The following is a 24392-nucleotide window of genomic DNA, read 5'->3' on the forward strand; positions in this document are numbered from 1 at the left end:
GATGGACATTCGGATCTTTGAAGACAATCTGGAGCTTGACCAGGCGGCGGCGCGGCTCATCGCCGATCTGACGAAAGCCAAGCCGAACGCGGTGCTCGGGCTCGCCACAGGCTCGACTCCGGTCGGAATCTACCGCAGCCTGGTCGAGACGGCCGCTGCGGAGGGCATCACCTTCAAAAACGTCACGACCTACAACCTGGACGAGTACGTAGGCTTGACGCCTGACAACGAGCAAAGCTACGCTTATTACATGAACCAGCATCTGTTCTCCAAAATCGACATCCCGCTGAACCAGACGTTCCTGCCGGACGGCATGGCGGCCGATCTGGACGCTTTCTGCGCGAAGTACGACCGCATGCTTGAAAGCGCGCGCGTCGATCTGCAGCTGCTCGGCCTCGGCCACAACGGCCACATCGGCTTCAACGAGCCGGATCGCGAGCTTGCCGCCGGCACCCATGTCGTCACGCTCGACGAGGCGACCCGCGAGGCGAACGCCCGCTTCTTCGCCTCGCTCGACGAAGTGCCGACGCAGGCGGTCACGATGGGCGTCGGCTCCATCCTCAAGGCGGCGCGCATCCTGCTCGTCGTCCGCGGCGCCGACAAGGCCGAGGTCGTGAAGCGCGCGCTGGCCGGTCCGGTCACGACGGACTGCCCGGCCTCGCTGCTGCAGCTTCACGCCGACGTCACGGTCCTGCTCGACAAGGAGGCAGCAAGCCTGCTGGCAACAGGAGGGAACCAAGGATGCAGCCCTTTCGCATCAGCAATGTAACGATCGCCGTCGACGGAGCCGCTGTTCACGGCTCCATCTCCGTGAAGGACGGCCGGATCGACTCGATCTCGCCCGGCGCAGGCGCCGAGCCGGCGGCCGGCGAGACGACGATCGACGGGCGCGGCGGCTGGCTGCTGCCGGGCTTCATCGATCTTCACGTGCACGGCGGCTACGGCGCCGACTTCATGGATGCCGGCCACGAGGCCTATGACACGATCTCCAGATTCCATGCCCAGCACGGCACGACGACGATGCTCGCCACGACGATGACCGAATCGCCGGGCCGCATCCGCGCTACGCTGGATGCCGTCGACGAGTACCGCAGCGCGCCGATGCCTTATGCGCGTCTGGCCGGCGTGCATCTCGAGGGGCCGTTCGTCAGTCCCGACTGGATGGGCGCCCAGAACCCCGCGCATCGCGTCGATCCGAGGCTCGACTGGCTGCAGGAGTGGCATGACGCCTATCCGACGCTGATCAAGCAGATGACGCTCGCTCCGGAGCGCGAAGGCGCGCTGCAGATGATCGCCTGGCTCTCCGAGCGAGGCATCGTCGCCTCCGCCGGCCATACGGACGCGCGCTTCGACGACATGCAGGCGGCAGCCGACGCGGGCCTGCGCGGCATGACGCATACGTTCAACGCCTGCCGCGGCCTGCACCATCGCGAGCCTGGAGCGGTCGGGGCGGCGCTGACCGACGACCGCATCCATGCCGAGCTGATCGCCGACGGCCATCATGTCCATGATGCGGCGATGCGGCTGCTCGCCCGCGCCAAGCCGCCCGGCAAGCTGACGCTCATCACCGATGCGATCGCGGCAGCCGGCCTCGAGGACGGAATGTACGAGCTCGGCGGCCTGGCCGTCACGATGAAGGACGGCGTCTGCCGCCTCGCCGATGGCGGCAATCTCGCCGGCAGCACGCTGACGATGGAGGCGGCGCTGAAGCGCTTCGTGCAAGCGACCGGCTGGACCGTGCCGCAAGCGAGCGTGCTCGCAAGCGCCAACCCGGCGCAGCTGCTCGGCCTCTCCGAGCAGACCGGCAGCATCGCCGCAGGCAAATGGGCCGACCTCGTGCTGCTGACCGAGGAGCTCGACGTCGTCGGCACCTGGGTGTGCGGCCGCCGCGTCTTCGAAGCCGAGCCGCGCTGAAGCCCGCTTCGCGCGAGCTGTATCGGCGTCGTCCGCGAAGCCTCCGCCCTTTATCGCTGAATTCCAAAAAAGCGTCCCGCCCGATTTTTCATCGGGCAGGACGCTTTTTTTTGGATCGGCTTGCGGAAGCTCCGCTCCAGAGCGGCGTCGACGCCATCCGCTTAAAATAGGAGAATCGGCGGAATCCGCCTTCATCGGAATCGGAGAGAGGCTTCGGGCGCGGAACGATCGTTTGCGCCCGAAAGCGGCCTTCGTCAAGCTTCGGGATCGGCGCTACGCTTCTTCCTCGTCCTCGTCGCCCGCCAAATAGACGGTCACGCCGCAGCGGCGGGCGTAATCGGACAGCGCCCCCTCGAGCGGACGGTCGGTGATGACCGCGTCCAGATCCTTGAGCTGGGCGATCGAGAACAGCGACGTGCGCCCGACCTTGCTCTGGTCGAACACCGCATAGGTGATCTGCGAGCGGCTGATGAGCGCCTTGGCGATCTGCGCCTCCTGCTCGGAATACGTCGTGATGCCGCCGTTCTCGGAGATGCCGTCGACGCCGATGAACATCTTGCCGATGTTCAGATGCGACACCATGCCCTCGCCGAGCGGCCCGCACAGCTCGAAGCTGTTATGCCGCATCATGCCCCCGGTGACGACGACCTGGATGTCGCTGCCGGCCAGCTCCATCGCGATGTTGACCGCATTGGTCACGACCGTGATGCCGCGGCGCATCTTGATGAGCTTGGCGATCAGATAGTTCGTCGTTCCCCCGGACAGGCCGACGACGTCGCCCTCCACGATATGGCGGGCCGCCTCGGCCGCGATATGCTCCTTCTCCAGCAGCGAGATGCCCTGACGCTCGGCGAACGAGCTGTCCCGCACCGGATTCATCCCGTCGTACATCGCCCCGCCGATCGTCCGCACGAGCGGTCCGGTCCGCTCCAGCAGCTCCAGGTCGCGCCGCGCCGTCGCCTCCGAGCAGCCGAACCGCTCCACGATATCGGAAATCGTGATCCGCCCTTGCTGCTTGAGCACCGTCAGGATGCCTTCGCGCCTGCGTTCTCCCTTGTTCATTTCGGTCATCGGTTCAACGCTCCACCCATACGGAATTGTTCAGCCGCTGCTCGGCAGAGGCCCAGTCCGGCAGCGCTTCCCAGTCGCCGCGCCCCTGCACGGCCAGCGAGCCGCAGATGCTGCCGAGCCGGACCGCTTCCGCCGGCTCCATGCCTTTGAGCAGCCCGGCCAGGAATCCGGCGCAGAAGCCGTCCCCCGCGCCGACGGTGTCGACGACCTTTTCGGCCGGGTAGAACGGAATGAACGCGCTCCGTCCGCCCTCCAGCAGCAGCGTGCCGTCGCCCTTGCTCTTGATCACCGCGACCGAGCCGAGCGCCTGGACGCGCCGGAGGATGTCCCCCTCGTCGTCCGTATCGTACAGCAGCTTGAGCTCGTCCCATCCCGGCAGGAAATAGTCCGCCAGCTCGGCCGCCGGCAGCAGCGCCCGGCGCGCCTCCTCGATGCTCCACAGCTTGAGCCGCAGGTTCGGATCGAAGCTGATCTTGACTCCGGCGTCGCGGGCGATCCGCATCGCCTCCAGCACCGTCTCGCGGGCGCTGTCCGACAGCGCCATCGTGATGCCCGTCACATGCAGCAGCTTGGCCCCGCGGATGTAGTCCGCGTCCAGCCGATCGGGCGTCATCCGGCTCGCCGCCGAGCCTCGGCGATGGTAGTGGACCGCCAGGCGCCCCGCCACTTCCTCGCGGAACATGAGCCCCGTCGGCGCTTCCGGGCTGAGATGCGCGCGCGACACGTCGACGCCTTCGCCTCGCAGCGCTTTCAAGATGCGGCGCCCGAGCGGATCGGCTCCGAGCGCGCCGCACCAGCCGGCCGAGCCGCCGAGGCGGGATACGCCGATGGCCAGATTGCTCTCCGCGCCGCCGAAGGCGGATTGCAGCGAGTCCGCATGCTCCAAGGCGCGGTTCTCCTGCGGCATGAACAGAGCCATGCTTTCGCCGAAGGTGATGAGATCCGGTGAAACCGTCATGTGCTGCTTCCCCTCTCCTGATTGCTCGCGTTAAAGGAATAAAGCCTCTGCTTCGTCCATCAGGCCGGAGGACGCGTCCGCCGCAGGAGCGGTTTGGCGAGTCCTCGCGGCCTGAAGGGAAAGCAAGGCGTCGGATCCGCTGCTCTTATTCGAAGAACGGGTTGACCATGAAGTACAGGATCACCACGTACAGAGCGAGCAGGATGAAGCTGAACATGCGCACTTTGGCGATGCTTGCCGTCGCGCTCTGGCCCGCCTGGATCTGGCTGACGATGCCTTTGAGCGGCTTGGTCTGGATGCCGCCCAGCGCCGCGATGGCGAGGAACAGCACGATCGAGAGGATCATCCAGGCGACGGTGTAGTCGGCCTTGGAGATCAGGTAGCCTCCCGTCAGAAACTGCAGGATCAGGAAGTACTGCGCGATCCGGTTGCCCGTCACGAGTCCTTCGGCCAGTCCCTGCTGTCCGGCTCCGGCCAGACGGGAAGCGCGGCCGACGAGAAACGGCAGGATCAGGTAGAAGCCGAGTCCGCCCGCGCCGAGCACATGCAGGAATACCATAATTTGCGTCATCTTTCATCCTCCTAGGCTTGTCTACGACAAGTATACTAGATGAAATCGGCCATGACAAAAGGAAACGCTTCATTTGCTTCCGTTTTCGGCCGCTCTCGTCCTATTTCCGACTTATTTGGGCCTTTATCCGGCCGCATCGGACCGCGCGCCCCGCTTTCGCTTTCGCTCAGGGGGCGCGGCGCTTCCGGAACTCAGCCGCTTTTCAGCCCATGCTTGCGCAGCACGCCGTGGATGGCGAAATAGTCGACCTCCGGCGGCAGCGCGTCCTTAAGCGGACGCAGCTTGTCGGCGCCGAGGCGGCTCGCCGCCTCCAGGATGAGCGGCTCCTGATCCTCGGGTATGATGCGGCTCCAGTCCAGCTCCAGCCCTTCGTCCGCGCAGCGCATCAGATGGCTCTCGGCGGTGACGCGGCTGATGCCGCGCTCCTGGGCGATCTGCTCGATCGTGCCGCCCGCCTGGAACATCTCGTACGTCGCCAGATGGCTGCCGCTCTCGCCCCGACCGGAGAGGGACGCCTCCGCCCGCGCCGGCGCACGGCCGGCGTCAGCCGCCTGGAACAAGTCCGGCTGCCGTCCCGCCTGCGCCTCCTCGCCGGACGTGATCGCGAGCAGCGCGTCGCCGTACTTGTCGGCCTTGGCCGCGCCGATGCCCTTGACTCGCAGCAGCTCGTCGCGGCTCGCCGGAGCGGCGGCCGCCAGCTCGCGCAGCGTCGCGTCGAAGAACAGCATGAACGGCGGCACGCCTTCGCGCGCGGCCGTCTCCTTGCGCCACTGGCGCAGCGCCTCGAACAGCGGCGACGCCTCGCCGGACGCGGCGGCCGAGGCCGCGCGGCGCACCGACGTCGACTTGCGGCGCACGACCGTCTTGCTGCCCTCGAGCACCGGCAGCGCCTCGGCCGTCAGCGAGACGGTCGGATACTGGCCTTCGCTCAGGCGCAGATAGCCTTCGGCCACGAGCCAGTACAGCCAGTCGGAAATCTCCCGCTCCGGCCATTCCCGCAGCAGTCCGTAGGTGGAGAGCCGGTCGAGGCCGAACTGGATGATCTTCTTGTCGCGCGAGCCCTTCAGCACCTTGGCGGCCATCGTCACGCCGAAGCGCCCCTTCATGCGGCCGACGCAGCTGAGCGCCTTCTGCGCCTCGCTCGTCATGTCGAGCCGCTCGCTCTTGTCGAGGCAGTTGCCGCATTTGCCGCAGGGCTCGACGCCCTTCTCGCCGAAATAGTCGACGATGAACTGCTGCAGGCAGCGCTCCGTGCGGCCGAAATTCATCATCGCGTACAGCTTGGACAGCTGCACCGACTTGCGCCCTTCGTCCCCCTGGCCCTGCTCGATCAGGAAGCGCTGGATCTGCACGTCCTGCGGCTCGAACAGCAGCACGCATTCCGACTCCTCGCCGTCGCGGCCCGCGCGTCCGGCTTCCTGATAGTACGACTCGACGTCGCCCGGCATCTGCCAGTGCAGCACGAAGCGCACGTTCGGCTTGTCGATGCCCATGCCGAACGCGTTGGTCGCCACCATGACGCGCGTCTCGTCGAAGCGGAACTTCTCCTGCGCCTCCGCGCGCTCCGCGTCGCCGAGGCCGCCGTGGTACTTGCCCGCCGGGATGCCCTGGCGCAGCAGCTCCTCATGGACCGCCTCGGTCTCCTTGCGCGTCGCCGCGTAGATGATGCCGGACTGGTCCGGACGCTCCTTCAGGAACTGCGTCAGGAACCGCTTCTTGTCCGCGCCGGTGACGACCGACAGCGACAGGTTCTCTCGCGCGAAGCCGCTGACGAATACGCTCGGCTCGCGCAGTCCGAGCATCGCCGTGATGTCGTCCGCCACCTCCGGCGTCGCCGTCGCGGTGAACGCCGAGACGAGCGGCCGATCCTCCATGCGCCCGATCCAGCCGGCCAGCTGCCGGTAGCTCGGACGGAAGTCATGGCCCCACTGCGAGACGCAGTGCGCCTCGTCGATCGCGATCATCGGGATGCGCATGCGCTCGGACAGCTCGCCGAACATCGAGCCGTCGAGCCGCTCCGGCGCGATGTAGAGCAGCTTGTACTCCCCGTTCAGCGCCGCGCGCAGCACGTCCCGGTACTCGCCCGTGCCGAGCGAGCTGTTGAGGTACGCCGCCGGCACGCCGACGCGCCGCAGCGCGTCGACCTGGTCCTTCATGAGCGAGATGAGCGGCGAGACGACGATCGTCGTGCCGGTCATCAGCATCGCCGGGATCTGGTAGCAGACCGACTTGCCTCCGCCTGTCGGCAAGATCGCCAGCGTATCCCTGCCTCCCGTGATCGCTTCGATGATCCCTTCCTGCCCCTGGCGGAAGGAATCGTATCCATAGACGCGCTTCAGCAGCTCGCGCGCTTCCTGCAGCATAGGCCTTCGACTCCCTTTCCTGTTCCTGTTCCTGTTGCTGTTTCCGTGGACGGCCGGACTCCCTGAGCGGGCCCGTCCAGCGCTCATCCCTCTATTGTGACAGGTCGGAGAAAAGGTGTCTACCTGCCGGCAGCCGCCTCGCCCTCGTCCTCACCGTGCCCGCGCAGTCCATCCGCCGGCCGCGTCCCGCTCGCCGCCGCCTTGAGCCGCGTCAGCTCGCGGTACAGCTCCAGCAGCTCGGCCTCGCGCTCGCGGATCTCCTCCTCGACCTCGCCGAGCCGCGCCAGCAGCCCCGGATCGGCCGAGTCCGGCGCGCCGCCTGGCGCCGGCAGCAGACCGGCCCCGAACGTCGCCTCCACCCAGCGGTCGGCCGCCTCGCGCCCCTCTCCGCGGTACAGCTCGACATAGACGTCGAAAATCGCCAGCACGGTGCGGCGGCTGTTCCAGCCGAGAATCTCCACGCTGTCGGCGGCCATCGTCACCGCGCGGCTCAGCTGGAACTCGTTGAGCTTGCCGCGCATCGCCTCGACGCGCGCCACCTCGGCAGCGAACGCCGGGAACGCCGAGCGGAACAGCTCCGCCGATGCCAAGTATTCTTCATGCGTAATCCAGGATTCCTCTTCCATTTCCGCGTTCCCCCTAGCCTTGTCGATCTTCGTGATCCAACCGTCCATCGAGTATACTGGGTGGAGGAAGCTCTTTCAAGGAAGGGGAGATTAGAATGAGCCGAGGACCCGGCTACCTCAAGAGCATCGAGCTGCTGCGCTCCGGAATCGCGAATCCGCGCGAGTACCCGTTCAGCCTGCCGGCGGTCCGCACGCTGGAGCGGCTGCCGCTCCATCCCAAGGTGACCTACCTGATCGGCGAGAACGGCACCGGCAAGTCGACGCTGCTGGAGGCGATCGCCGTCGCCTGGGGCTTCAATCCCGAGGGCGGCACGATCAACTTCAGCTTCTCCACCGCCGAGACGCACTCGGAGCTGCATCGCCATCTGCGGCTGGCGCGCGGCGTGCACAAGCCGCGGGACGGCTTTTTCTTCCGGGCGGAAAGCTACTACAATCTCGCCAGCGAGATCGAACGGCTGGACCGTCCCGACGGCGCGCGAGCCTCCGGCCCGCCGATCATCGACTCCTACGGCGGCAAGCCGCTGCACGAGCAGTCGCATGGCGAGTCGTTCTTCGCCGCGTTCCTGCACCGCTTCGGCGGGCGCGGCCTGTACATCCTCGACGAGCCGGAGGCGGCGCTGTCGCCGCAGCGCCAGCTGTCGATGCTCTCGCGCATCCATCAGCTCGTGCAGAAGCATTCGCAGTTCATCATCGCCACCCATTCGCCGATCCTGATGGCCTACCCGGACGCCGACATCCACCTGCTCGGACCGGACGGCGCCGAGCGGGTCGAGCTGGAGCAGACGCCCCACTGGTCCGTCATGAAGCAGTTCGTCAACCGCAAGCAGGCGATGCTCGACGAGCTGTTGGCGGATGATTGATCCCCAGTTGCGTGAAAAAGGAGGCTAGCCCATGGAGGCAGAAAGCATTCTCGAGCTTGCCGTGAAGGAGCTGTCCAACGTGCAAGGCATCGCCGCGATCGCGCTCGGCGGCTCGCGCGCCCGCGGAACCGCCCACGCCGGCTCCGACTTCGATCTCGGCCTGTATTACCGGCCGGACGCCCCGCCGGACCTGACGCAGCTGCGGGAGGCGGCGCGCAGGCTCGACGACGAGAGCCGCGCGGAGGCGGTCACCCCGCTCGGCGACTGGGGACCTTGGATCAACGGCGGAGGCTGGCTGCGGGTCGGCGGCATGCCGGTCGACCTGCTGTACCGCGATCTGGATCAGGTCGAGCGCGTCATCGGCGATTGCCGGCAAGGCTCGATCCGGATCGACTACCAGCCCGGTCATCCGCATGGCTTCGTGAGCTCCATCTACTTGGCCGAAGCCGCTCTCTGCCAGCCGCTGTGGGATCCGCATGGCGTGCTGGAGCGGCTGAAGCGGAGCGTGCGCCCTTATCCGCCTGCGCTGCAGCGAGCGACGATCGGCCGTTTCCTTTGGGAAGCCTCGTTCGCACTCGACAACGGCCGAAAAGGCATCCCCAAGGGGGACGCCTCGTATGTCGCGGGCTGCTTTTTCCGCTCCGTCTCCTGCCTCAACCAGACGTTGTTCGCGCTGAACGAAGCGTACTGGATGAACGAAAAGGGCGCGGCCGCGATTGCCGGCTCGCTTCCGCTCGCTCCTGCAGACTACTCCGGCCGCATCGGCCGCCTGTTCGCGGCGCTCGGCGACGACGCCGAGAAGCTGGCGCAGGCCGCTTCCCGGCTGCAGGAGCTCATCCGGGAGACGGAGGCGTTGATGCCGGCAAATAGAGGACTCTGAGCATCGACCGACCGTATTCGTGAAACGACTCCCGCCGCACTTGACCGATGCTTTCATCATGGCATCAGAGGAGCTCCAAGCTTTTCGATCAGAATCCGGTTCGCCAGCGCCATCCCTTCCTCCCGATCGTTCGCCGGCGCGGCGACCGCCACGACGCTGCCGTTGTTCGCCCCAGCCGAACGGCTCGTGCGGATTATAGCGAGCTCTTTCAAGTCCGTCGAAGCATACACCATGCCTTCCACATGGAGTCCCGGAACGCTGTTGCCGATGGACTCCCGCTTCAGCCAGGAGAATGCCATGCTCCCGACTCCATCATGGAGATAAAAAAACGGCGTCGCATCCTCCGGCACGCCGGAGTAGGACTCGCCTACGATGACCAGCTTGCCCTCGAACTTGCCCGCTCCTTTCCAGAAGCCGGCCAGCGTCCGCTGCAGCGTGCCTTCGAGCTTCAGCGTCAAGGAACGTCCGGGACGCTCCGGCTGTCCGGCGGTGAACTCGTAGCCTTGGAGCGTGCGGTCGATGCGCTGCGGAAAGAACCACCAGATCAGGCTGCCGGCCAGCAGCAGGACGACCGCCGCGATTCCGGCTCGCATCCAGCGTCCATGGCGCCATGCGCTCATCGCAAGCACCCCCTTTCTTTTCCATCTTAACCGAAAAGCCCCGAATCCGTCTTTCGGATTCGGGGCTGTTTTTCATTCAGGCTCAGCCTTGCGGCGCCGCCACCAGCTTGACAACCGCGCGCACGGAGTCGGCCGAGCGGTCGAGCGCCGCCTGCTCCTCCGCCGTCAGCTCCAGCTCGAACACCTTCTCGATGCCGTCGCCGCCGAGAATCGCGGGCACGCCGAGGAACAAGCCGTCGTAGCCGTACTCGCCCTCCAGCAGCGCGATGACCGGAAGGACGCGCTTCTTGTCCTTCAGGATCGCCTCGGTCATCTGCACGAGCGATGCCGCCGGCGCGTAGTAGGCGCTGCCGTTGCCGAGCAGGCCGACGATCTCGCCGCCGCCGACGCGCGTACGCTGCACGATCGCCTCGATGCGCTCCGCCGGGATGAGCGTCTCGATCGGGATGCCGCCGACATTGGAGTAGCGCACGAGCGGCACCATGTCGTCGCCGTGGCCGCCGAGCACGAAGCCGCGCACGTCCTCGACCGACACGTTCAGCTCCTGCGCGATGAACGTGCAGTAGCGGGCCGTGTCGAGCACGCCGGACTGGCCGATGACGCGGTTTTTGGGGAAGCCGAGCGTCTCGTAGGCGACATAGGTCATCGCGTCGACCGGGTTGGACAGCAGGATGACGTACGCGTCCGGACTCGTCGCCTTGACGCTTTCGCAGACGGAGCGCACGATGCCGGCATTGACGGCGACGAGATCGTCGCGGCTCATGCCCGGCTTGCGCGCGATGCCCGCCGTGATGATGACGATGTCGGAGCCAGCCGTATCGGCATAATCGGACGTGCCGGTGATGCGCGCGTCGAAGCCTTGCACCGGCGAAGCCTCCAGCATGTCGAGCGCCTTGCCCTTCGTCGGATTTTCCAGCTGCGGGATGTCGACGAGCACGACGTCTCCGAGCTCCTTTTGCGCGAGCATGAGCGCCGTCGTCGCTCCCGTGAACCCGGCTCCTACGACCGTGATCTTCTTGCGTGCGATAGCCATGAGAATCCCTCCATCGGATTGGAATGTCCAGCCTCCTGCATGAAACGATACGCGGCCTTGCCTCGGCAGCAGCGCCGAAAGAGAAGAGCCCGCCGAAGCGGACTCTTGCACGATTTACATGTTGGCGATGACTTGATCCGCGAACTCGGAGCACTTCACTTCTTTGGCGCCTTCCATCAGGCGGGCAAAGTCGTAGGTGACCGTCTTGTTGTTGATCGAAGTTTCCATGCCTTTGTAGATGAGGTCGGCCGCTTCCTGCCAGCCCAGATGCTCGAGCATCATGACGCCGGAGAGGATGACGGAGCCCGGGTTCACCACGTCTTTGTCGGCGTATTTCGGAGCCGTGCCGTGGGTCGCCTCGAAGATCGCGTGGCCGGTGATGTAGTTGATGTTGGCGCCCGGCGCGATGCCGATGCCGCCGACTTGAGCCGCCAGGGCGTCGGACAGGTAGTCGCCGTTCAGGTTCAGCGTCGCGATGACGTCGAAGTCCGTCGGACGGGTCAGCACTTGCTGCAGGGCGATGTCGGCGATGGCGTCCTTCACGAGGATCTTGCCGGCCGCCAGAGCTTCGTCTTGAGCCTTGTTGGCCGCATCCGTGCCTTGCTCGTCCTTGATGCGGTCATATTGGCCCCATGTGAACACCTTGTCGCCGAACTCGGCTTCCGCCACTTCGTAGCCCCAGTTTTTGAAGGCGCCCTCGGTGAACTTCATGATGTTGCCTTTGTGGACCAGCGTGACCGACTTGCGGCCGTGCTCGATCGCGTACTCGATCGCCGCGCGCACGAGGCGCTTGGAGCCCTCGGCCGATACCGGCTTGATGCCGATGCCAGACGTTTCCGGGAAGCGGATCTTGTTCACGCCCATCTCGTTCTGCAGGAAGGAAAGCACTTTTTTAACCGCGTCCGTGCCTTCTTGGTACTCGATGCCGGCGTAGATGTCCTCGGTGTTCTCGCGGAAGATGACCATGTTGACCAGCTCCGGACGCTTCACCGGGGAAGGCACGCCGTCGAAGTAGCGCACAGGGCGCAGGCAGACGTACAGGTCGAGCTCCTGGCGCAGCGCTACGTTCAGGGAACGGATGCCGCCGCCGATCGGAGTCGTCAGCGGTCCTTTGATCGCGACGATGTACTCGCGGATCGCCGTCAGCGTGTCGGCCGGCAGCCATTCGCCGTATTGGTTGAATGCTTTTTCGCCGGCGAATACTTCGTACCAGGCGATCTTCTTCTCGCCGCCGTAGGCTTTTTCGACTGCCGCGTCGAGGACGCGCTTGGAGGCGCGCCAGATGTCGCGGCCCGTGCCGTCGCCTTCGATGAACGGAACGATCGGGTTGTTCGGAACGTTCAGCTTGCCGTTTTCAATCGTGATCTGCTCGCCTTCGGTCGGAAGGGCGAATTTTTCGAGTTGTGCCATTGGGGATGATTCCTCCTCTTGGTATGAAAATCATGCGGGTCCCTGCGCCGGCCAAGCGGCGGAAACGGGACAAGCTGCGTGCGCAGCCGAAGCCCCCCGGACATGAAGCCGGGGGGAGGGAGATCAGCGCTGCTCGATCGGAATGAACTTGGCGCTTGCTGGACCCGTGTACTCCGCGCGCGGGCGGATCAGACGGTTATTATCGTACTGCTCCAGGATATGCGCTGTCCAGCCCGACAGGCGGCTGATCGCGAAGATCGGCGTAAACAGGTCGCGCTTGATGCCGAGCGTCGTGTAGACGGACGCGGAGTAGAAGTCGACGTTCGGCTTCAGGCCCTTCTGTCCGGTCACGATCTCCTCGATCTTCACACTCATGTCGTACAGGTCGAGGTTGCCCTTCAGCTTGCCGAGCTCCTCGGACATCTTTTGCAGATGCTTGGCGCGCGGGTCGCCGTTTTTGTAGACGCGATGGCCGAAGCCCATGATCTTCTCTTTGTTGGCCAGCTTCTCGTTGATGACGGACTCGACGCGGTCCGGCGAGCCGATCTCCTCGAGCATGACCATGACCGCCTCGTTGGCGCCGCCGTGCAGCGGGCCCTTGAGCGCGCCGATCGCGGAGACGACGCCGGAGTAGATGTCCGACAGCGTCGCGACGGTGACGCGGCCGGCGAACGTGGAGGCGTTGAGCTCATGGTCGGCATGCAGCACGAGCGCCTGGTCGAGAGCCTTGACCGCTACATCGTCCGGAGTCTCGCCGGTAAGCATGTAGAGGAAGTTGGCCGCGACGGACAGGCCGGCCTTCGGAGCGATCGGCTCCTGGCCGCTGCGGATGCGGTCGAAAGCGGCGATGACCGTCGGCAGCTGCGCCTGCAGGCGGATCGCCTTGTCTACGTTGGCCTCGCGGCTCATGTCCTGGGCGGCCGGATCGTACAGCGCCAGGGCGGATACCGCCGTGCGGAGCGCCGCCATCGAGTTGGCGTCCTGCGGATAGAGGCGGATCGCGTCGATCACCTCGGCCGGAATCGGGGCGGAGGCGCTCAGCTTGGACTTCAGCTCCTCGAGCTCGGATGCCGTAGGGAGCTTGCCGTACCAGAGCAGGTAGGCGACTTCTTCGAACGTAGCGCCTTCGGCCAGCTCGTCGATGTTGATTCCGCGATAGGTCAGCACTCCGTCGATGATGGAGCTGATGGACGAGGTCGTGGCGACGATGCCTTCGAGACCTTTGGTAGCTGTCATTGAACTCTCTCCTTTGTCTTCGGCGCGCGGATAGGAAGCGGCCGGTAATGGGACTGTCAACATCAGGCTGCGGAAAAAGGCTTGCACCGCCTTTGACAGCGCATTCACGCCTCCGGGTCGCGCAGGCGAGAACAGCGGATGTCAAGGATGGGCAAATCGGCGACCGCAGCAATCCTTTTTATCATAAAGTATTTTCATGATGAATCCAACCGATCGAAGATAAAAATGCTTTATCGCCTTCATAGAATTTACTTGTCGCCCGTTTGGAGGTTGGCCGGCAAGGTGTTACACTGATGGAATCAGCGTTTCAGCGAAGCCATAGTCCGAGGGAAGGGGAATCCGCTCCATGAACGAGCAACGCATCGGCATCATCGACATCGGCTCCAACTCCATCCGCCTCGTCGTCTACGAGACGACGGCTACCGGCGCGCATCGCGTCATCGACGGCAGCAAGCGTCCGGCTCGGCTCAGCCAGAGGATCACGGCCGACGGGCGCATCGACGAGGAGACGGTCGCCGAGCTGGCCGAGACGCTCCGCCACTTCCGCATGCTCTGCGCGCATCACGGGACGAGCGCCGTTCGCGCCGTCGCGACGGCCGCGATGCGCAACGCCGTCAACGGCGCCGAGGTGCTGCGGAGTCTGGGCGCCGAGTCCGGACTGGACATCGAGCTGCTGCCGGGCGAGGAGGAAGCCGGCTACGGCTTCCTCGGCATGGTCAACACGATGGACGTCCGCGACGGCTTCCTCATCGATATCGGAGGAGGCAGCACGGAAATTTCCCTGTTCAAGGAGCGCACGCTCGTGCAGAGCGTCAGCTTTCCGTTCGGCTGCGTCAACCTCGCCCGCAGCTATGCCGACCGCGGCATGCTCGGCGACGACGGCTTGCGCCGGCTCGAGGAGATGGCGCTGCGGGCGAGCGAGGAGCATCCGTGGCTGCGCTGGTCGCCGGGACTGCCGCTCATCGGCGTCGGCGGCACGATCCGCGCGCTGGCCAAGATCCATCAGGCGGTCCGCCATTATCCTTTCCCGCAGACGCACAACTATGCGATTCCGGCCGAGGACGCCGACCGTCTGTTCGATACGCTGCGCGCGATGCCGCTGGACAAGCGCCGCAAGTTCCCGGGCCTGTCCAAGGACCGCGTCGACCTGATCGTGCCCGGACTCGCCGCGCTGCGGCTGTTCCGGTGCCTGACCGGCGCTGCGGAATACCGCGTCTGCGCGGCCGGCCTGCGCGACGGCCTGTTCTTCTCCGTGCAGTCGCCGGAGCGGCCGCGGCTCGACGACGTGCTGGGCTACAGCGTGCGCAACACATACGCGCTCTATCCCGAGGCGCCGCTCCCGCATGTGAACCAGGTCAACCGCCTCTCGCTGCAGCTGCTCGAGACGCTCCGCGGCTCCGCTCCCGGCCGTCCGCTGGAGCGGCTGGGCGATCGGGCGGCCAAGCTGCTGGACGCCGCCTCCCTGCTCTACCGGATCGGAGCGTCGATCGACCACGCCGCCTATCCGAAGCATACGTTCTATCTGCTGACCAACTGCAGCCTGAACGGCATGTCGCATCGCGAGAACGTGCTGACCGCCGCGATTGCGGCGTTCCGCAGCCGCAGCCGCTGCAAGTCGCAGCTGGAGCCGTACGCGGCGCTGCTGGAGCCCGGAGACGTGGAGGCGGCCGCCCTGCTGGGCAGCCTGCTCCAGCTCGCCGCCGCGCTCGACCGCAGCGAGACGCAGCCGATCAGCCGGCTCGAGGCCGAAGCGTCGCTCGGACCGGAGGAGGGCCGCCTGCGGCTCAGCGCCGTGCGGCCGTCCGGCTCGCTCGCTCTGGAGCGGCAGGAGGTCGAGGAGGCCGGACGCGAGTTCGCCAAGCTGTGGGGGCTTCAGCCCGAGCTGTCCGTCCGCTAGACGAAGCCAATGCAGGCAAAAAGGGGCTTTCCCGAGGGCCGTTTCGACGGCCTTGCGGGAGAGCCCCTTTTCGCTTACGCCTGCTCGGCTTGCGGCAGCGCCTTTTTCCAGCTGGAGATCCGCTCCGCCTGGAACTGGCTGCGCAGCAGCTCCTCGCCCTCGGCAGGCCGCATCCGCTCGTAGCCGCCGCTCGCCTGCAGCTCCCGCGCCTTGACGTTGTCGCTCAGCTGCAGCCGCAGCAGCGCGATCAGGCTGTCGCGCAGGCTGGGATCGAACACCGGGCACATCAGCTCGATGCGCCGCGTCAGGTTGCGCGTCATCCAGTCCGCGCTCGACAGATACACTTCCTCCTCGCCGGCGTTGCGCAGGTACAGCAGCCGCGAATGCTCGAGGAAGCGGTCGACGATGCTGACGACGCGGATGTTCTCGCTCAGGCCCGGCACGCCGGGACGCAGGCAGCAGACGCCGCGCACGATGAGGTCGATGCGCACGCCCGAGCGCGACGCCTCGTACAGCTTGTCGATCATCTCCTGGTTGGAGAGCGAGTTCATCTTGGCGGCGATGTAGCCGCCCCGGCCCTCCTCGGCATGCCGGCGCTCGCGGTCGATCAGCCGGAACAGCTGCTCCGTCAGCCCGCTCGGCGCGACGCTGAACGCTTGCCATTCATAAGGCGACGAGTAGCCGGTCACCTCGTTGAACAGCGCCGACGCGTCCGCGCCGATGATCGGATGCGACGTGAACAGGCCGATGTCGGTGTACGCCTTGGCCGTGCTGTCGTTGTAGTTGCCGGTGCCGACATGCACGTAGCGCCGCAGCTGGTCGGCCTCGCGCCGCACGACGAGCAGGATCTTGGCATGCGTCTTGAGGCCGACGAGGCCGTAGACGACATGGCAGCCCGCCTTCTCCAGCTGGCGCGCCCAGGCGATGTTGCGCTCCTCGTCGAAGCGCGCCTTGAGCTCGACGACGACCGTCACCTGCTTGCCCGCCTCGGCCGCGGCGGCGAGCGCCTGCACGAGCTCGCTTTGCCCGCTGACGCGGTAGAGCGTCATCTTGATCGCCAGCACCTGCGGATCGTCCGCCGCCTGCTGGACGAACTCGGCCAGCGGCTCGAACGACTCGTACGGATGATGCAGCAGCACGTCGCGCTCGCGGATCGTATCGAAGATCAGCTCATGCTCCTCGAGCTCCCGCGGGTAGACCGGCTCGAGCTTTGGATAGCGGAGACTCTCCTTGCCCCCGATCGAGCCGGCGAAGCGCATCAGAAAGCTGAGATCGAGCGGTCCGCCGATGCGGACGACATGATCGCCGATCTCCAGCTCCTCCTGCAGCAGGTCGAGCGCGTACGGATGGAAGCCTTCGCCGATCTCGAGCCGCACGGGCATGCCCCAGCGCCTGCGGCGAAGCTCCTTCTCGATCTCCTCGAGCAGATCCTCGGCGCCTTCCTCGTTGAGCGTCAGGTCGGCGTTGCGGGTCAGGCGGAACGGATGCACGGCTTCCAGGCTGTAGCCGCTGAACAGCGTATGGATGAACGAACGGATGAGGTCCTCGAGCAGCACGTACTCAAGCTTCTTGCTGTTGCCCCGGATCGGCAGCGCCACGCAGCGCGGCAGGATCGAAGGCACCTGGACGATCGCGAAGTACGGCTCGGCCTCCGGCTCTTCTTCGGAATCGCGCAGCAGCACGGCCAGATACAGCTCCTTCGTATGAAGGAGCGGGAACGGACGGCTCTGGTCGACGGCCATCGGCGTCAGCACGGGAAAGACGATCGTCCGGAAATAATGCTCGACCGCCGCGGCCTGCGAGGCGTTCAGATCGTCCATTTCGCGGATATGTATGCCCTCTCGCGCCAGCCCCCTCATCACTTCCCGATAGGTGCGGTATTGCTCGGCGACCATCTGGCCCGTCCGCTTGATGAGCCGCTTCCACAGCCCCTGCGGCGTATAGCCGGTGAAATCCATCTTCGTATAGCCCGCCTTGAGCTGGTCCTGGATGCCCGCCATGCGGACGCTCATGAATTCATCCATGTTGCTGGACACGATGGACAGGAACTTCGCGCGCTCCAGCAGCGGCGTCGTCGGGTCCTGCGCTTCCTCCAGCACCCTGCGGTTGAACTCGATCCAGCTCAGGTCGCGGTTCACATAGGGGGACAATGCTTTACTCATCGCTGAAGAGCCTCCTTGTCGTTGTCCCTATTATGCAGCGTCACTGTTACTTCTATATTAAGATGCGGTAAAGGCCAGGTAAATGCCTGCGGCCGCGAGGGCGGCACGCCCCCGCTGCGGATCGAAGGCATGCCGGACGCCGGCCTCAGCGGCGCCCGATGAAGATGAACCGCCCGCCGCCCGGACCGCCGAAGCCTCCGCCGCCTCCGCGCCGCAGCAGCCGCTCCAGCAGCCGGTACAGGCGCAGGCGGTAGAAGCCGCGGGTGACGGGCAGGACGAGCGTCAGGCCGACCAGGTCGCCGATCACGCCGGGGAAAATGAGCAGCAGGCTGCCGGCCATCAGGCAAAGGCCGTTCAGCAGCGCATGGCCCGGCGGCTCGCCGAGCTCCATCTTGCGGCGCATCTCCGCCCATGCCTTGCGCCCGTGCGTGCGCATCAGCACCGTGCCCAGCACGGCCGTGCCGACGAGCAGCAGGAACACGCCGCCGACGCCGATGCGGCTGCCGAGCCAGGCCATCGCGATCACCTCCAGCAGCACGTAGGCCGCTCCGCCGAGCAGCGCCTTCTGCACCGTTCCGAGCCTTCGGTTCATGCCCCCTCCTCCTTTCCAGCCGGCGCCATGCGCCGGATCAGCGCGTACAGCTCCGGCAGGCGCCGGTCGAGCCGCGCCGGACGGAAGCTGCGATCCACCCACACATGCCGAGTGCCCCCGGTGGCAAGCAGCTCGCCCGGAAGTCCGGCCCCGTCCTCGCCCGCGGCGCGGACCGCGCCTTCGCCGAGCGCAGGCAGCGCCGCTTCCGCGGCCCCCGCCTCGAGCCGGCGGATCTGATAGCGGAAGCCGAGCCGCATCGGCGTGAAGCGCTCCACCCGGGTGCAGACGACGATCGCGTCGTCGTAGCGGGCCGGCTGGCGGAACTGGCTGTCCAGATCCGTCAGCGGCAGCATCAGCCCTTCCTGCTCGATCCGGCCGTAGGCGTACCCCGCGGAGCGGATCAGCTCCGTGCGCCCGATCTCGAACCAGGTCAAATAATTCGCATGATACACGACGCCCATCGCGTCCGTTTCCTGATAGCGCACCCGCAGCGGGTGCAGCGTCCATTCCGCCTGCTCCATAAGCCCTAATTGCCCCTTCCTGCCTCTATCCTTGTCCCTTTATTATCGGCTCAAATCAGGCAATATGCAAAAAAGCCGATCCTCTCGGCGGGAGAGGATCGGCCTTGGCCCTGAGCAGACGCAGGGCTTGGCAGTCAGAGCCAAGCCGGAGCCGGCCCGGCTTCTTACAGGACTTTGCTTTGACCGGTGTAGATGACGCCCATCTCGCCGTAGACGGTCACTTCCATGTCGTCATGCAGCAGCTCGAACGCGTTGTCGATGCCGATGACCGCCGGGATGCCGAGGTTCAGGCCGACGACGGCCGCATGGCTCGTGATGCCGCCGGATACGGTGATGATCGCCGAAGCCTTCTCGATCGCCGGCATGTAGTCCTTGTCGGTCGAGACGGTGACGAGGATGGAGCCTTCCTTGGTCTTGGCGATCGCTTCCTCCGGCGTGCGGGCGACGACGATCTTGCCCGTAGCGGTCTGGCTGCCGATGCCTTGGCCTTTGGCGACGAGCTCGCCGATGTGATGCACCTTGATGAGGTTCGTCGTGCCCGCGCGGCCTACCGGCACGCCGGCGGTGATGACGATCGTGTCGCCGAGCGAGACGAGGCCCGTGCCGAGCGCGCCTTCGACGGCGAAGTTGAACATCTCGTCCGTCGTATCGGCGGCGACGCCCTTCGTCGGGATGACGCCCCACGTCAGGTTCAGGCGGCGCATGATGCGCTCGTCGGTCGTCACGGCGATGATCGGAGCCTTCGGACGGTACTTGGACACCATGCGGGCGGTATAGCCGCTCTCGGTCGACGTCACGATCGCCTTGGCCTGCAGGTCGAGGGCGGAGTTCGCCACCGCTTGGCTGATCGCCTCGGTGACCGTCGTCTGCTGCGCGATCGCCGTTTTGGTCAGGATCTCGCGGTAGTCCAGCGCGGACTCGGCGCGCTCGGCGATGCGGGACATCGTCAGCACGGATTCCGTCGGGTACTTGCCCGCGGCGGTCTCGCCGGAGAGCATGATCGCGTCGGTGCCGTCAAGGATGGCGTTCGCCACGTCGCTCGCTTCGGCGCGGGTCGGACGCGGGTTGCGCTGCATGGAGTCGAGCATCTGCGTCGCCGTGATGACCGGCTTGCCGGCGAGGTTCGCCTTTTGAATCATCGACTTTTGCACGAGCGGCACTTCCTCGGCCGGAATCTCGACGCCGAGGTCGCCGCGCGCGACCATCAGGCCGTCGGACACTTCGAGGATCTCGTCGAGGTTGTCCACGCCCTGCTGGTTCTCGATCTTGGAGATGATCTGGATGTGGCCCGCGTTGTGGCGCTCCAGCAGCTCGCGGATCTCAAGCACGTCGGAAGCCTTGCGCACGAAGGAAGCGGCGATGAAGTCGACGCCCTGCTCGACGCCAAATACGATGTCGCCGGCGTCTTTTTCAGTGATGCCCGGCAGGGAGATGTGCACGCCCGGAACGTTGACGCCCTTTTTGCTCTTGATCGGGCCGCTGTTGACGATCTTGCAGTTGATCTCCGTGCCCTGGATGTCCACGACGGTCAGGCCGATGAGGCCGTCGTCGATGAGGACGGTCGAGCCGACCTTCAGGTCGGCCGGCAGGTTCTTGTACGTCACCGGGATGCGGTGGCGGTCGCCGAGGATCTCTTCGGTCGTCAGCGTGATGTAGTCGTCCTGCTGCAGCTCGATCGGCTCTTCCTTCAGCTTGCCGAGACGGATCTCAGGGCCTTTGGTGTCGAGCAGGATCGCGACCGTCTTGCCGAGCTCCGCGCAGGCCTGGCGGATGTTCTTGATGCGGTTGCCGTGCTCTTCGAAGTCGCCGTGCGAGAAGTTCAGGCGGGCGACGTTCATGCCGGCCAGAATCAGTTTCTTTGTATTTTCCAGCGACTCGCTGGAAGGTCCGATCGTACATACAATTTTCGTTTTACGCATGGTTCATGATTCCTCCATCAGTTAGCTTGCTTGAACACTATCATTCATTCTATCACATTTGGCAGCGGCATAGACATGACATTCCTCTCTTTACAAGACTTTCGTCCGGTAAAAAGCATGACTTTCGATTCAGACCGCAAAAGAAATGCGTTCTCAAGACGCGAAAAAGCGGCCGCTTGCGGCCGCTCCTTGCGAACCTGACTCCTGCTTAGTGCACTCGGGCCGACTCCGCGGCGGGCGAGGCGTCGCCCGGCGCGGCCGGCTCCGCTCCGGCTTCTGCCGGCAGTCCGGCAGCCTCCGGCGCTTCCAGCGCGCCGTCCGGCTGCTCCGAGCCCGCCTCCGCCGCGAAGGCGAAGCGGCCGATTTTGCGGAACTTCATGTACCGATCCTCGACGAGCTCCTCCGCCGACATCGCGAGCAGCTCCTGCAGATGGCGCCAGACCGCTTCCTTGATCGACTCCGCCTGCTGCTCGTAGTCGCGGTGGGCGCCGCCCTGGGGCTCCGGCACGACTTCCTCGATGATGCCGAACGACAGCAGGTCCTTGGCGGTGATCTTCATCGCCTCGGCCGCCTGGTCCGCCTTGGAGGCGTCCTTCCAGAGGATGGATGCCGCGCCGTTCGGCGAGATGACCGAGTAGATCGCGTTCTCGAGCATGAGCACGCGGTTGCCGACGCCGAGCGCGAGCGCGCCGCCGCTGCCGCCTTCGCCGATGACGACGCAGATGACCGGCACGCCGAGCAGCGCCATCTCGCGCAGGTTGCGGGCGATCGCCTCGGACTGCCCCCGCTCCTCGGCGGTGTTGCCGGGATAGGCGCCCTTCGTGTCGATGAAAGTGATGATCGGACGGCGGAACTTGTCCGCCTGCTGCATGAGCCTCAGCGCCTTGCGGAAGCCCTCCGGATGGGGGCTGCCGAAGAAGCGGGCGATATTGTCCTTCGTATCCTTGCCGCGCTGATGGCCGATGACGGTGACCGGCATGCCGTTCAGCTTGGCGAGGCCGCCGACGATCGCCAGATCGTCCGCGAACAGCCGGTCGCCGTGCAGCTCCAGGAAATCGGTGAAGATCGCTTGGATGAAATCAAGCGACGTCGGCCGCTGGTGATGGCGGGCCAGATGCATCTTCTCGGCGGCGCCGAGCTCGCTGTAGAGCTCCTCCTCCAGCTGGCGGCAGCGCGCCTCCAGCCGGGCGATCTCGTCGCTGAAGTCGATGCCCTTGCCTTGGCTGAGCCCTTTGAGCTCCTCGATCTTGCGCCTCAGGTCGCCCAGCGGCTTTTCGAACGGCAGTTCACCCGCCATGTCCCGTTTCCTCCTTCACGGCATGCATGTCAAGCAGGCGCGTCAGCGTGGACTTCATGTCCTTGCGGTGCACGACGCGGTCGAGCTGGCCATGCTGCAGGTTGAATTCCGAAGTCTGGAAGTTGTCCGGCAGCTTCTGGCGGATCGTCTGCTCGATGACGATGCGGCCGGCAAAGCCGATGAGCGCGCCGGGCTCGGCCAGGTTGTAGTCGCCGAGCGAGGCGAAGCTCGCCGTGACGCCGCCTGTCGTCGGATCGGTCATGACCGAGATGTACAGGCCGCCCTCGCTTTGGAATTTGGCGAGCGCGGCGCTCGTCTTGGCCATCTGCATGAGGCTCAGGATGCTCTCCTGCATGCGCGCGCCGCCCGAAGTCGAGAAGATGAGCATCGGCAGCTTGCGCAGACGCGCCTGCTCGATCGCCCGCGTGATCTTCTCGCCGACGACGGAGCCCATGCTGCCGCTGAAGAAGTCGAAGCTCATGATGGCGACGACGACCGGGAAGCCCCCGATCGCGCCTTCGCCCGTCACGACGGCGTCCCTCAGGCCGGAGCTCTTCTTCTGCGCTTCGAGCTTGGACGCGTAGCCGGGGAACTCCAGCGGGTCCTCCGAAATCATGTCGCGGTCGAATTCAGACAAACGTCCGTCATCGAGCGTCATTCCGATGCGCTCCCAAGCGCTCAGCCGGAAATGATGCCCGCAGGACGGACATACTTTGTGGTTCTTGTCCAATTCCTTGGAGAATTGGATCGTCGCGCATTTGGGACATTTGTTCATCAAGCCTTCGGGAATGTCCCGCTTCGGCCTTTCCTGCTGGTCCCCGCGCTCCCTCTCGGAAGGCACGGTGGCGTATTTTCGCTTATGGAACAGGTCCTTGAACACAAGTGACACCTCTCAAGACGCTAAGTATAGTCGGGCCGGAATCAGGAATGGAGAATGGACGTCAGCACTTCCTGGACTTCTTCCAGTTCTCCGGACGGCACGAGGATCTCGTACTGCTGCTTGGACATGTTGATGGGTCTTGTCTGGACGAGGAACCCCTCTTCGGTTAGCCTTCGTTTGATGCTCTCCGCGATCTTCGCCGTAGGCGCGATGTAGATGACCGTCCACATGAAAGGTACCTCCTGATATCCCGGAAACAGGTCACATGATCTCACAATCATAGCATAGGAGAAGTTTTGCTAGCAAGAAAGGCCTAGGCCGATCCGGGCCGAAAGCCGCTAGGGAGAGCGGCTCGGCCGGGGGAGCGGTCCGTCCACCGGCGGCGCGGTCCGTCCACCGGCGGCGCGGGCAGCCGGGGAGCGGCCTGTCCCGCAGCGGCGCGGACGGCCGCGCTTCGCGGTCCCGGCCGGGGAGCGGCCCGCTTGGCCGCCGGCCGGCGGCAGCTTGCTGCAGGAACGATTCGCTCCCGCAGCCGCCGATTCCTGCACGCCCTCAGGCTTTCGTGCCGTCCTCGCTGTAGTCCGTCGCCCTCGGGTCCTGGTGCGCGATCCGGGCCGATGCCGCCGCGGCCAGTCCGGCCACGAGATCGTCGAGGAAGACGTGGATCTCGCCCGTCGACTTGTCGTTCAGGCGGCTGATGATGCCAGGCTTCACCTTATCCAGATAGCCGAAGCTCGTCAAGCCGATCATGCCGTACACATGCGTGATGCCCATCGCCAGCGTCTCGTCGACGCCGTACAGCGATTCGTCCTTCTCCATGATTCGCTGCAGCGGAGCCGGCAGCAGCCGCTTCTCCGCAAGCTCGTCGAGCGCGATGCCCGTGCAGAGCACATATTGGACTTCGCGCTTGCCCAGCACCGTGCGCACGCTGTCCACGCATTCGTCCATCGTGAGATGAGGGTTGTAGGGGAGCTGCAAGGAGTGGACGATTTCCGCGACATCCGCTACTGTGACTCCGCGCCTTTCCAGCCAGCGCTCCAATTCGATGTTCATCCGCATTCCTCCCGCTTTCCGCTTTGCCAAAGCGCCGACCTGATCTTTCGGGACAGGCTGCGGCGCTTGCGCCGCAGCGCCATTCCGCGAAGGAGACAGCCGTAGAGGGACGCGATTCCCGCCTCCCCACCGCCTGCCTATCCGCCGTCAGAGGCGCTCGGCTCGCAGCCTAAGGCTGCTGTGCTTCCTACTCTATGCACCTGTCCCGCGAAATGTTCCGGAAAAATAGAGCCTCCAAGAGACTGCGGCCGCGTCGATGCGGTACGCCGACGAAGCAGAAGGGCGCTCCGCAGCCGCTGCGACGAAGGCACTCGTGCTCGCAGATGCCTATTTCAACCTTCAAGTGAAGGGATAGAAAGGAGGAATGGGCATCTCATGGATCGCGGCATGTCGTGCGAGGGCGGCGATGCGGAGGTGCGAAGGTTGCTGAATGCGGCGGCTGGGTGCAACGGCTGTCTGTTCCGCTCTGAGGGCGGCGGCTACGCGCGGTTTTTCCGCGTGTAGCTGTCTGTTCCGCTCTGGGGGCGGC

Annotated in this window: 23 protein-coding genes; 6 read left to right on the top strand and 17 right to left on the bottom strand. The window is 65.4% G+C overall.

The window, feature by feature from the left end:
* The first annotated feature begins 1 nt into the window (after nt 1).
* Together nagB and nagA are read left to right on the top strand one after the other, a co-directional pair.
* Complete coding sequence (gene nagB, locus H582_RS27700) at nt 2-769, top strand: glucosamine-6-phosphate deaminase (protein WP_052333279.1); 768 nt, start codon at nt 2-4, stop codon at nt 767-769.
* Nucleotides 742-1914, top strand: coding sequence for an N-acetylglucosamine-6-phosphate deacetylase (gene nagA / locus H582_RS0114380; RefSeq protein WP_028599075.1), 1173 nt, complete (start codon nt 742-744; stop codon nt 1912-1914). The genes nagB and nagA overlap by 28 nt, the downstream gene beginning before the upstream one ends.
* 273 nt (nt 1915-2187) lie before the next feature.
* Here nagA and H582_RS0114385 read toward each other — a convergent pair whose 3' ends face one another.
* The 5 genes from H582_RS0114385 to H582_RS0114405 all read right to left on the bottom strand — a co-directional run bounded on the left by H582_RS0114385 (nt 2188) and on the right by H582_RS0114405 (nt 7503).
* Nucleotides 2188-2985, bottom strand: a complete 798-nt coding sequence (locus H582_RS0114385) for a DeoR/GlpR family DNA-binding transcription regulator (RefSeq protein WP_028599076.1) — start codon at nt 2983-2985, stop codon at nt 2188-2190.
* Between the two features lie 4 nt (nt 2986-2989).
* Nucleotides 2990-3943: a sugar kinase gene (locus H582_RS0114390; RefSeq protein WP_028599077.1), complete on the bottom strand. Its 954-nt coding sequence runs from the start codon at nt 3941-3943 to the stop codon at nt 2990-2992.
* A gap of 145 nt (nt 3944-4088) precedes the next feature.
* Nucleotides 4089-4514: a hypothetical protein gene (locus H582_RS0114395; protein ID WP_028599078.1), complete on the bottom strand. Its 426-nt coding sequence runs from the start codon at nt 4512-4514 to the stop codon at nt 4089-4091.
* A 191-nt stretch (nt 4515-4705) separates the two neighbouring features.
* Nucleotides 4706-6877: a DNA helicase RecQ gene (gene recQ / locus H582_RS0114400; RefSeq protein ID WP_028599079.1), complete on the bottom strand. Its 2172-nt coding sequence runs from the start codon at nt 6875-6877 to the stop codon at nt 4706-4708.
* Between the two features lie 119 nt (nt 6878-6996).
* Entirely contained in the window at nt 6997-7503 is a 507-nt protein-coding gene (locus H582_RS0114405; RefSeq protein ID WP_028599080.1) for a hypothetical protein, read from the bottom strand.
* A gap of 95 nt (nt 7504-7598) precedes the next feature.
* Here H582_RS0114405 and H582_RS0114410 point away from each other — a divergent pair, with 95 nt between their 5' ends.
* Together H582_RS0114410 and H582_RS0114415 are read left to right on the top strand one after the other, a co-directional pair.
* Nucleotides 7599-8363 (top strand): AAA family ATPase, encoded by a 765-nt coding sequence (locus H582_RS0114410; protein ID WP_028599081.1) that lies wholly within the window; start codon nt 7599-7601, stop codon nt 8361-8363.
* Between the two features lie 31 nt (nt 8364-8394).
* Nucleotides 8395-9243, top strand: coding sequence for a nucleotidyltransferase domain-containing protein (locus tag H582_RS0114415; RefSeq protein ID WP_028599082.1), 849 nt, complete (start codon nt 8395-8397; stop codon nt 9241-9243).
* A 56-nt stretch (nt 9244-9299) separates the two neighbouring features.
* Here the strand turns inward: H582_RS0114415 and H582_RS0114420 are convergent, their stop codons facing one another.
* From H582_RS0114420 to citZ, 4 genes are all read right to left on the bottom strand, one after another.
* Nucleotides 9300-9863: a hypothetical protein gene (locus H582_RS0114420; protein WP_028599083.1), complete on the bottom strand. Its 564-nt coding sequence runs from the start codon at nt 9861-9863 to the stop codon at nt 9300-9302.
* 82 nt (nt 9864-9945) lie between these two features.
* A complete protein-coding gene (mdh, locus tag H582_RS0114425) occupies nt 9946-10896 on the bottom strand; it encodes a malate dehydrogenase (RefSeq protein WP_028599084.1) in 951 nt (316 codons plus the stop codon).
* Nucleotides 10897-11010: 114 nt separating this feature from the next.
* On the bottom strand, nt 11011-12306 hold the full coding sequence (gene icd / locus H582_RS0114430; protein WP_028599085.1) for an NADP-dependent isocitrate dehydrogenase: 1296 nt from the start codon (nt 12304-12306) through the stop codon (nt 11011-11013).
* Nucleotides 12307-12429: 123 nt separating this feature from the next.
* Nucleotides 12430-13542, bottom strand: coding sequence for a citrate synthase (gene citZ, locus H582_RS0114435; RefSeq protein WP_028599086.1), 1113 nt, complete (start codon nt 13540-13542; stop codon nt 12430-12432).
* Between the two features lie 346 nt (nt 13543-13888).
* Here citZ and H582_RS0114440 point away from each other — a divergent pair, with 346 nt between their 5' ends.
* Nucleotides 13889-15439 carry a Ppx/GppA phosphatase family protein gene (locus tag H582_RS0114440; RefSeq protein WP_028599087.1) on the top strand — a complete coding sequence of 517 codons (1551 nt, stop codon included), beginning with the start codon at nt 13889-13891 and terminating at the stop codon, nt 15437-15439.
* A gap of 74 nt (nt 15440-15513) precedes the next feature.
* On the opposite strand, the gene ppk1 is transcribed toward H582_RS0114440, so the two are convergent.
* The 8 genes from ppk1 to H582_RS0114480 all read right to left on the bottom strand — a co-directional run bounded on the left by ppk1 (nt 15514) and on the right by H582_RS0114480 (nt 23863).
* Nucleotides 15514-17601: a polyphosphate kinase 1 gene (gene ppk1 / locus H582_RS0114445; RefSeq protein ID WP_028599088.1), complete on the bottom strand. Its 2088-nt coding sequence runs from the start codon at nt 17599-17601 to the stop codon at nt 15514-15516.
* A gap of 145 nt (nt 17602-17746) precedes the next feature.
* Nucleotides 17747-18193 carry an FxsA family protein gene (locus H582_RS0114450; RefSeq protein WP_028599089.1) on the bottom strand — a complete coding sequence of 149 codons (447 nt, stop codon included), beginning with the start codon at nt 18191-18193 and terminating at the stop codon, nt 17747-17749.
* A complete protein-coding gene (locus tag H582_RS0114455; protein ID WP_028599090.1) occupies nt 18190-18714 on the bottom strand; it encodes an acyl-CoA thioesterase in 525 nt (174 codons plus the stop codon). Before H582_RS0114455 ends, H582_RS0114450 begins: the two co-directional genes overlap by 4 nt.
* A gap of 164 nt (nt 18715-18878) precedes the next feature.
* On the bottom strand, nt 18879-20633 hold the full coding sequence (gene pyk / locus H582_RS0114460) for a pyruvate kinase (protein ID WP_028599091.1): 1755 nt from the start codon (nt 20631-20633) through the stop codon (nt 18879-18881).
* Nucleotides 20634-20841: 208 nt separating this feature from the next.
* Nucleotides 20842-21930: an acetyl-CoA carboxylase carboxyltransferase subunit alpha gene (locus H582_RS27705; RefSeq protein ID WP_052333280.1), complete on the bottom strand. Its 1089-nt coding sequence runs from the start codon at nt 21928-21930 to the stop codon at nt 20842-20844.
* Entirely contained in the window at nt 21920-22810 is an 891-nt protein-coding gene (gene accD, locus H582_RS0114470; protein ID WP_028599092.1) for an acetyl-CoA carboxylase, carboxyltransferase subunit beta, read from the bottom strand. Before accD ends, H582_RS27705 begins: the two co-directional genes overlap by 11 nt.
* A 41-nt stretch (nt 22811-22851) precedes the next feature.
* Nucleotides 22852-23040 (bottom strand): hypothetical protein, encoded by a 189-nt coding sequence (locus tag H582_RS0114475; protein WP_028599093.1) that lies wholly within the window; start codon nt 23038-23040, stop codon nt 22852-22854.
* Nucleotides 23041-23362: 322 nt separating this feature from the next.
* Nucleotides 23363-23863: a phosphatidylglycerophosphatase A family protein gene (locus H582_RS0114480; protein WP_101807961.1), complete on the bottom strand. Its 501-nt coding sequence runs from the start codon at nt 23861-23863 to the stop codon at nt 23363-23365.
* Between the two features lie 375 nt (nt 23864-24238).
* On the opposite strand from H582_RS0114480, the gene H582_RS33135 reads away from it, so the two are divergent.
* Entirely contained in the window at nt 24239-24367 is a 129-nt protein-coding gene (locus H582_RS33135; RefSeq protein WP_255309748.1) for a hypothetical protein, read from the top strand.
* Nucleotides 24368-24392: the final 25 nt, after the last annotated feature.

It is taken from the genome of Paenibacillus pasadenensis DSM 19293 (genome assembly GCF_000422485.1).
GTDB lineage: Bacteria > Bacillota > Bacilli > Paenibacillales > Paenibacillaceae > Paenibacillus_O > Paenibacillus_O pasadenensis.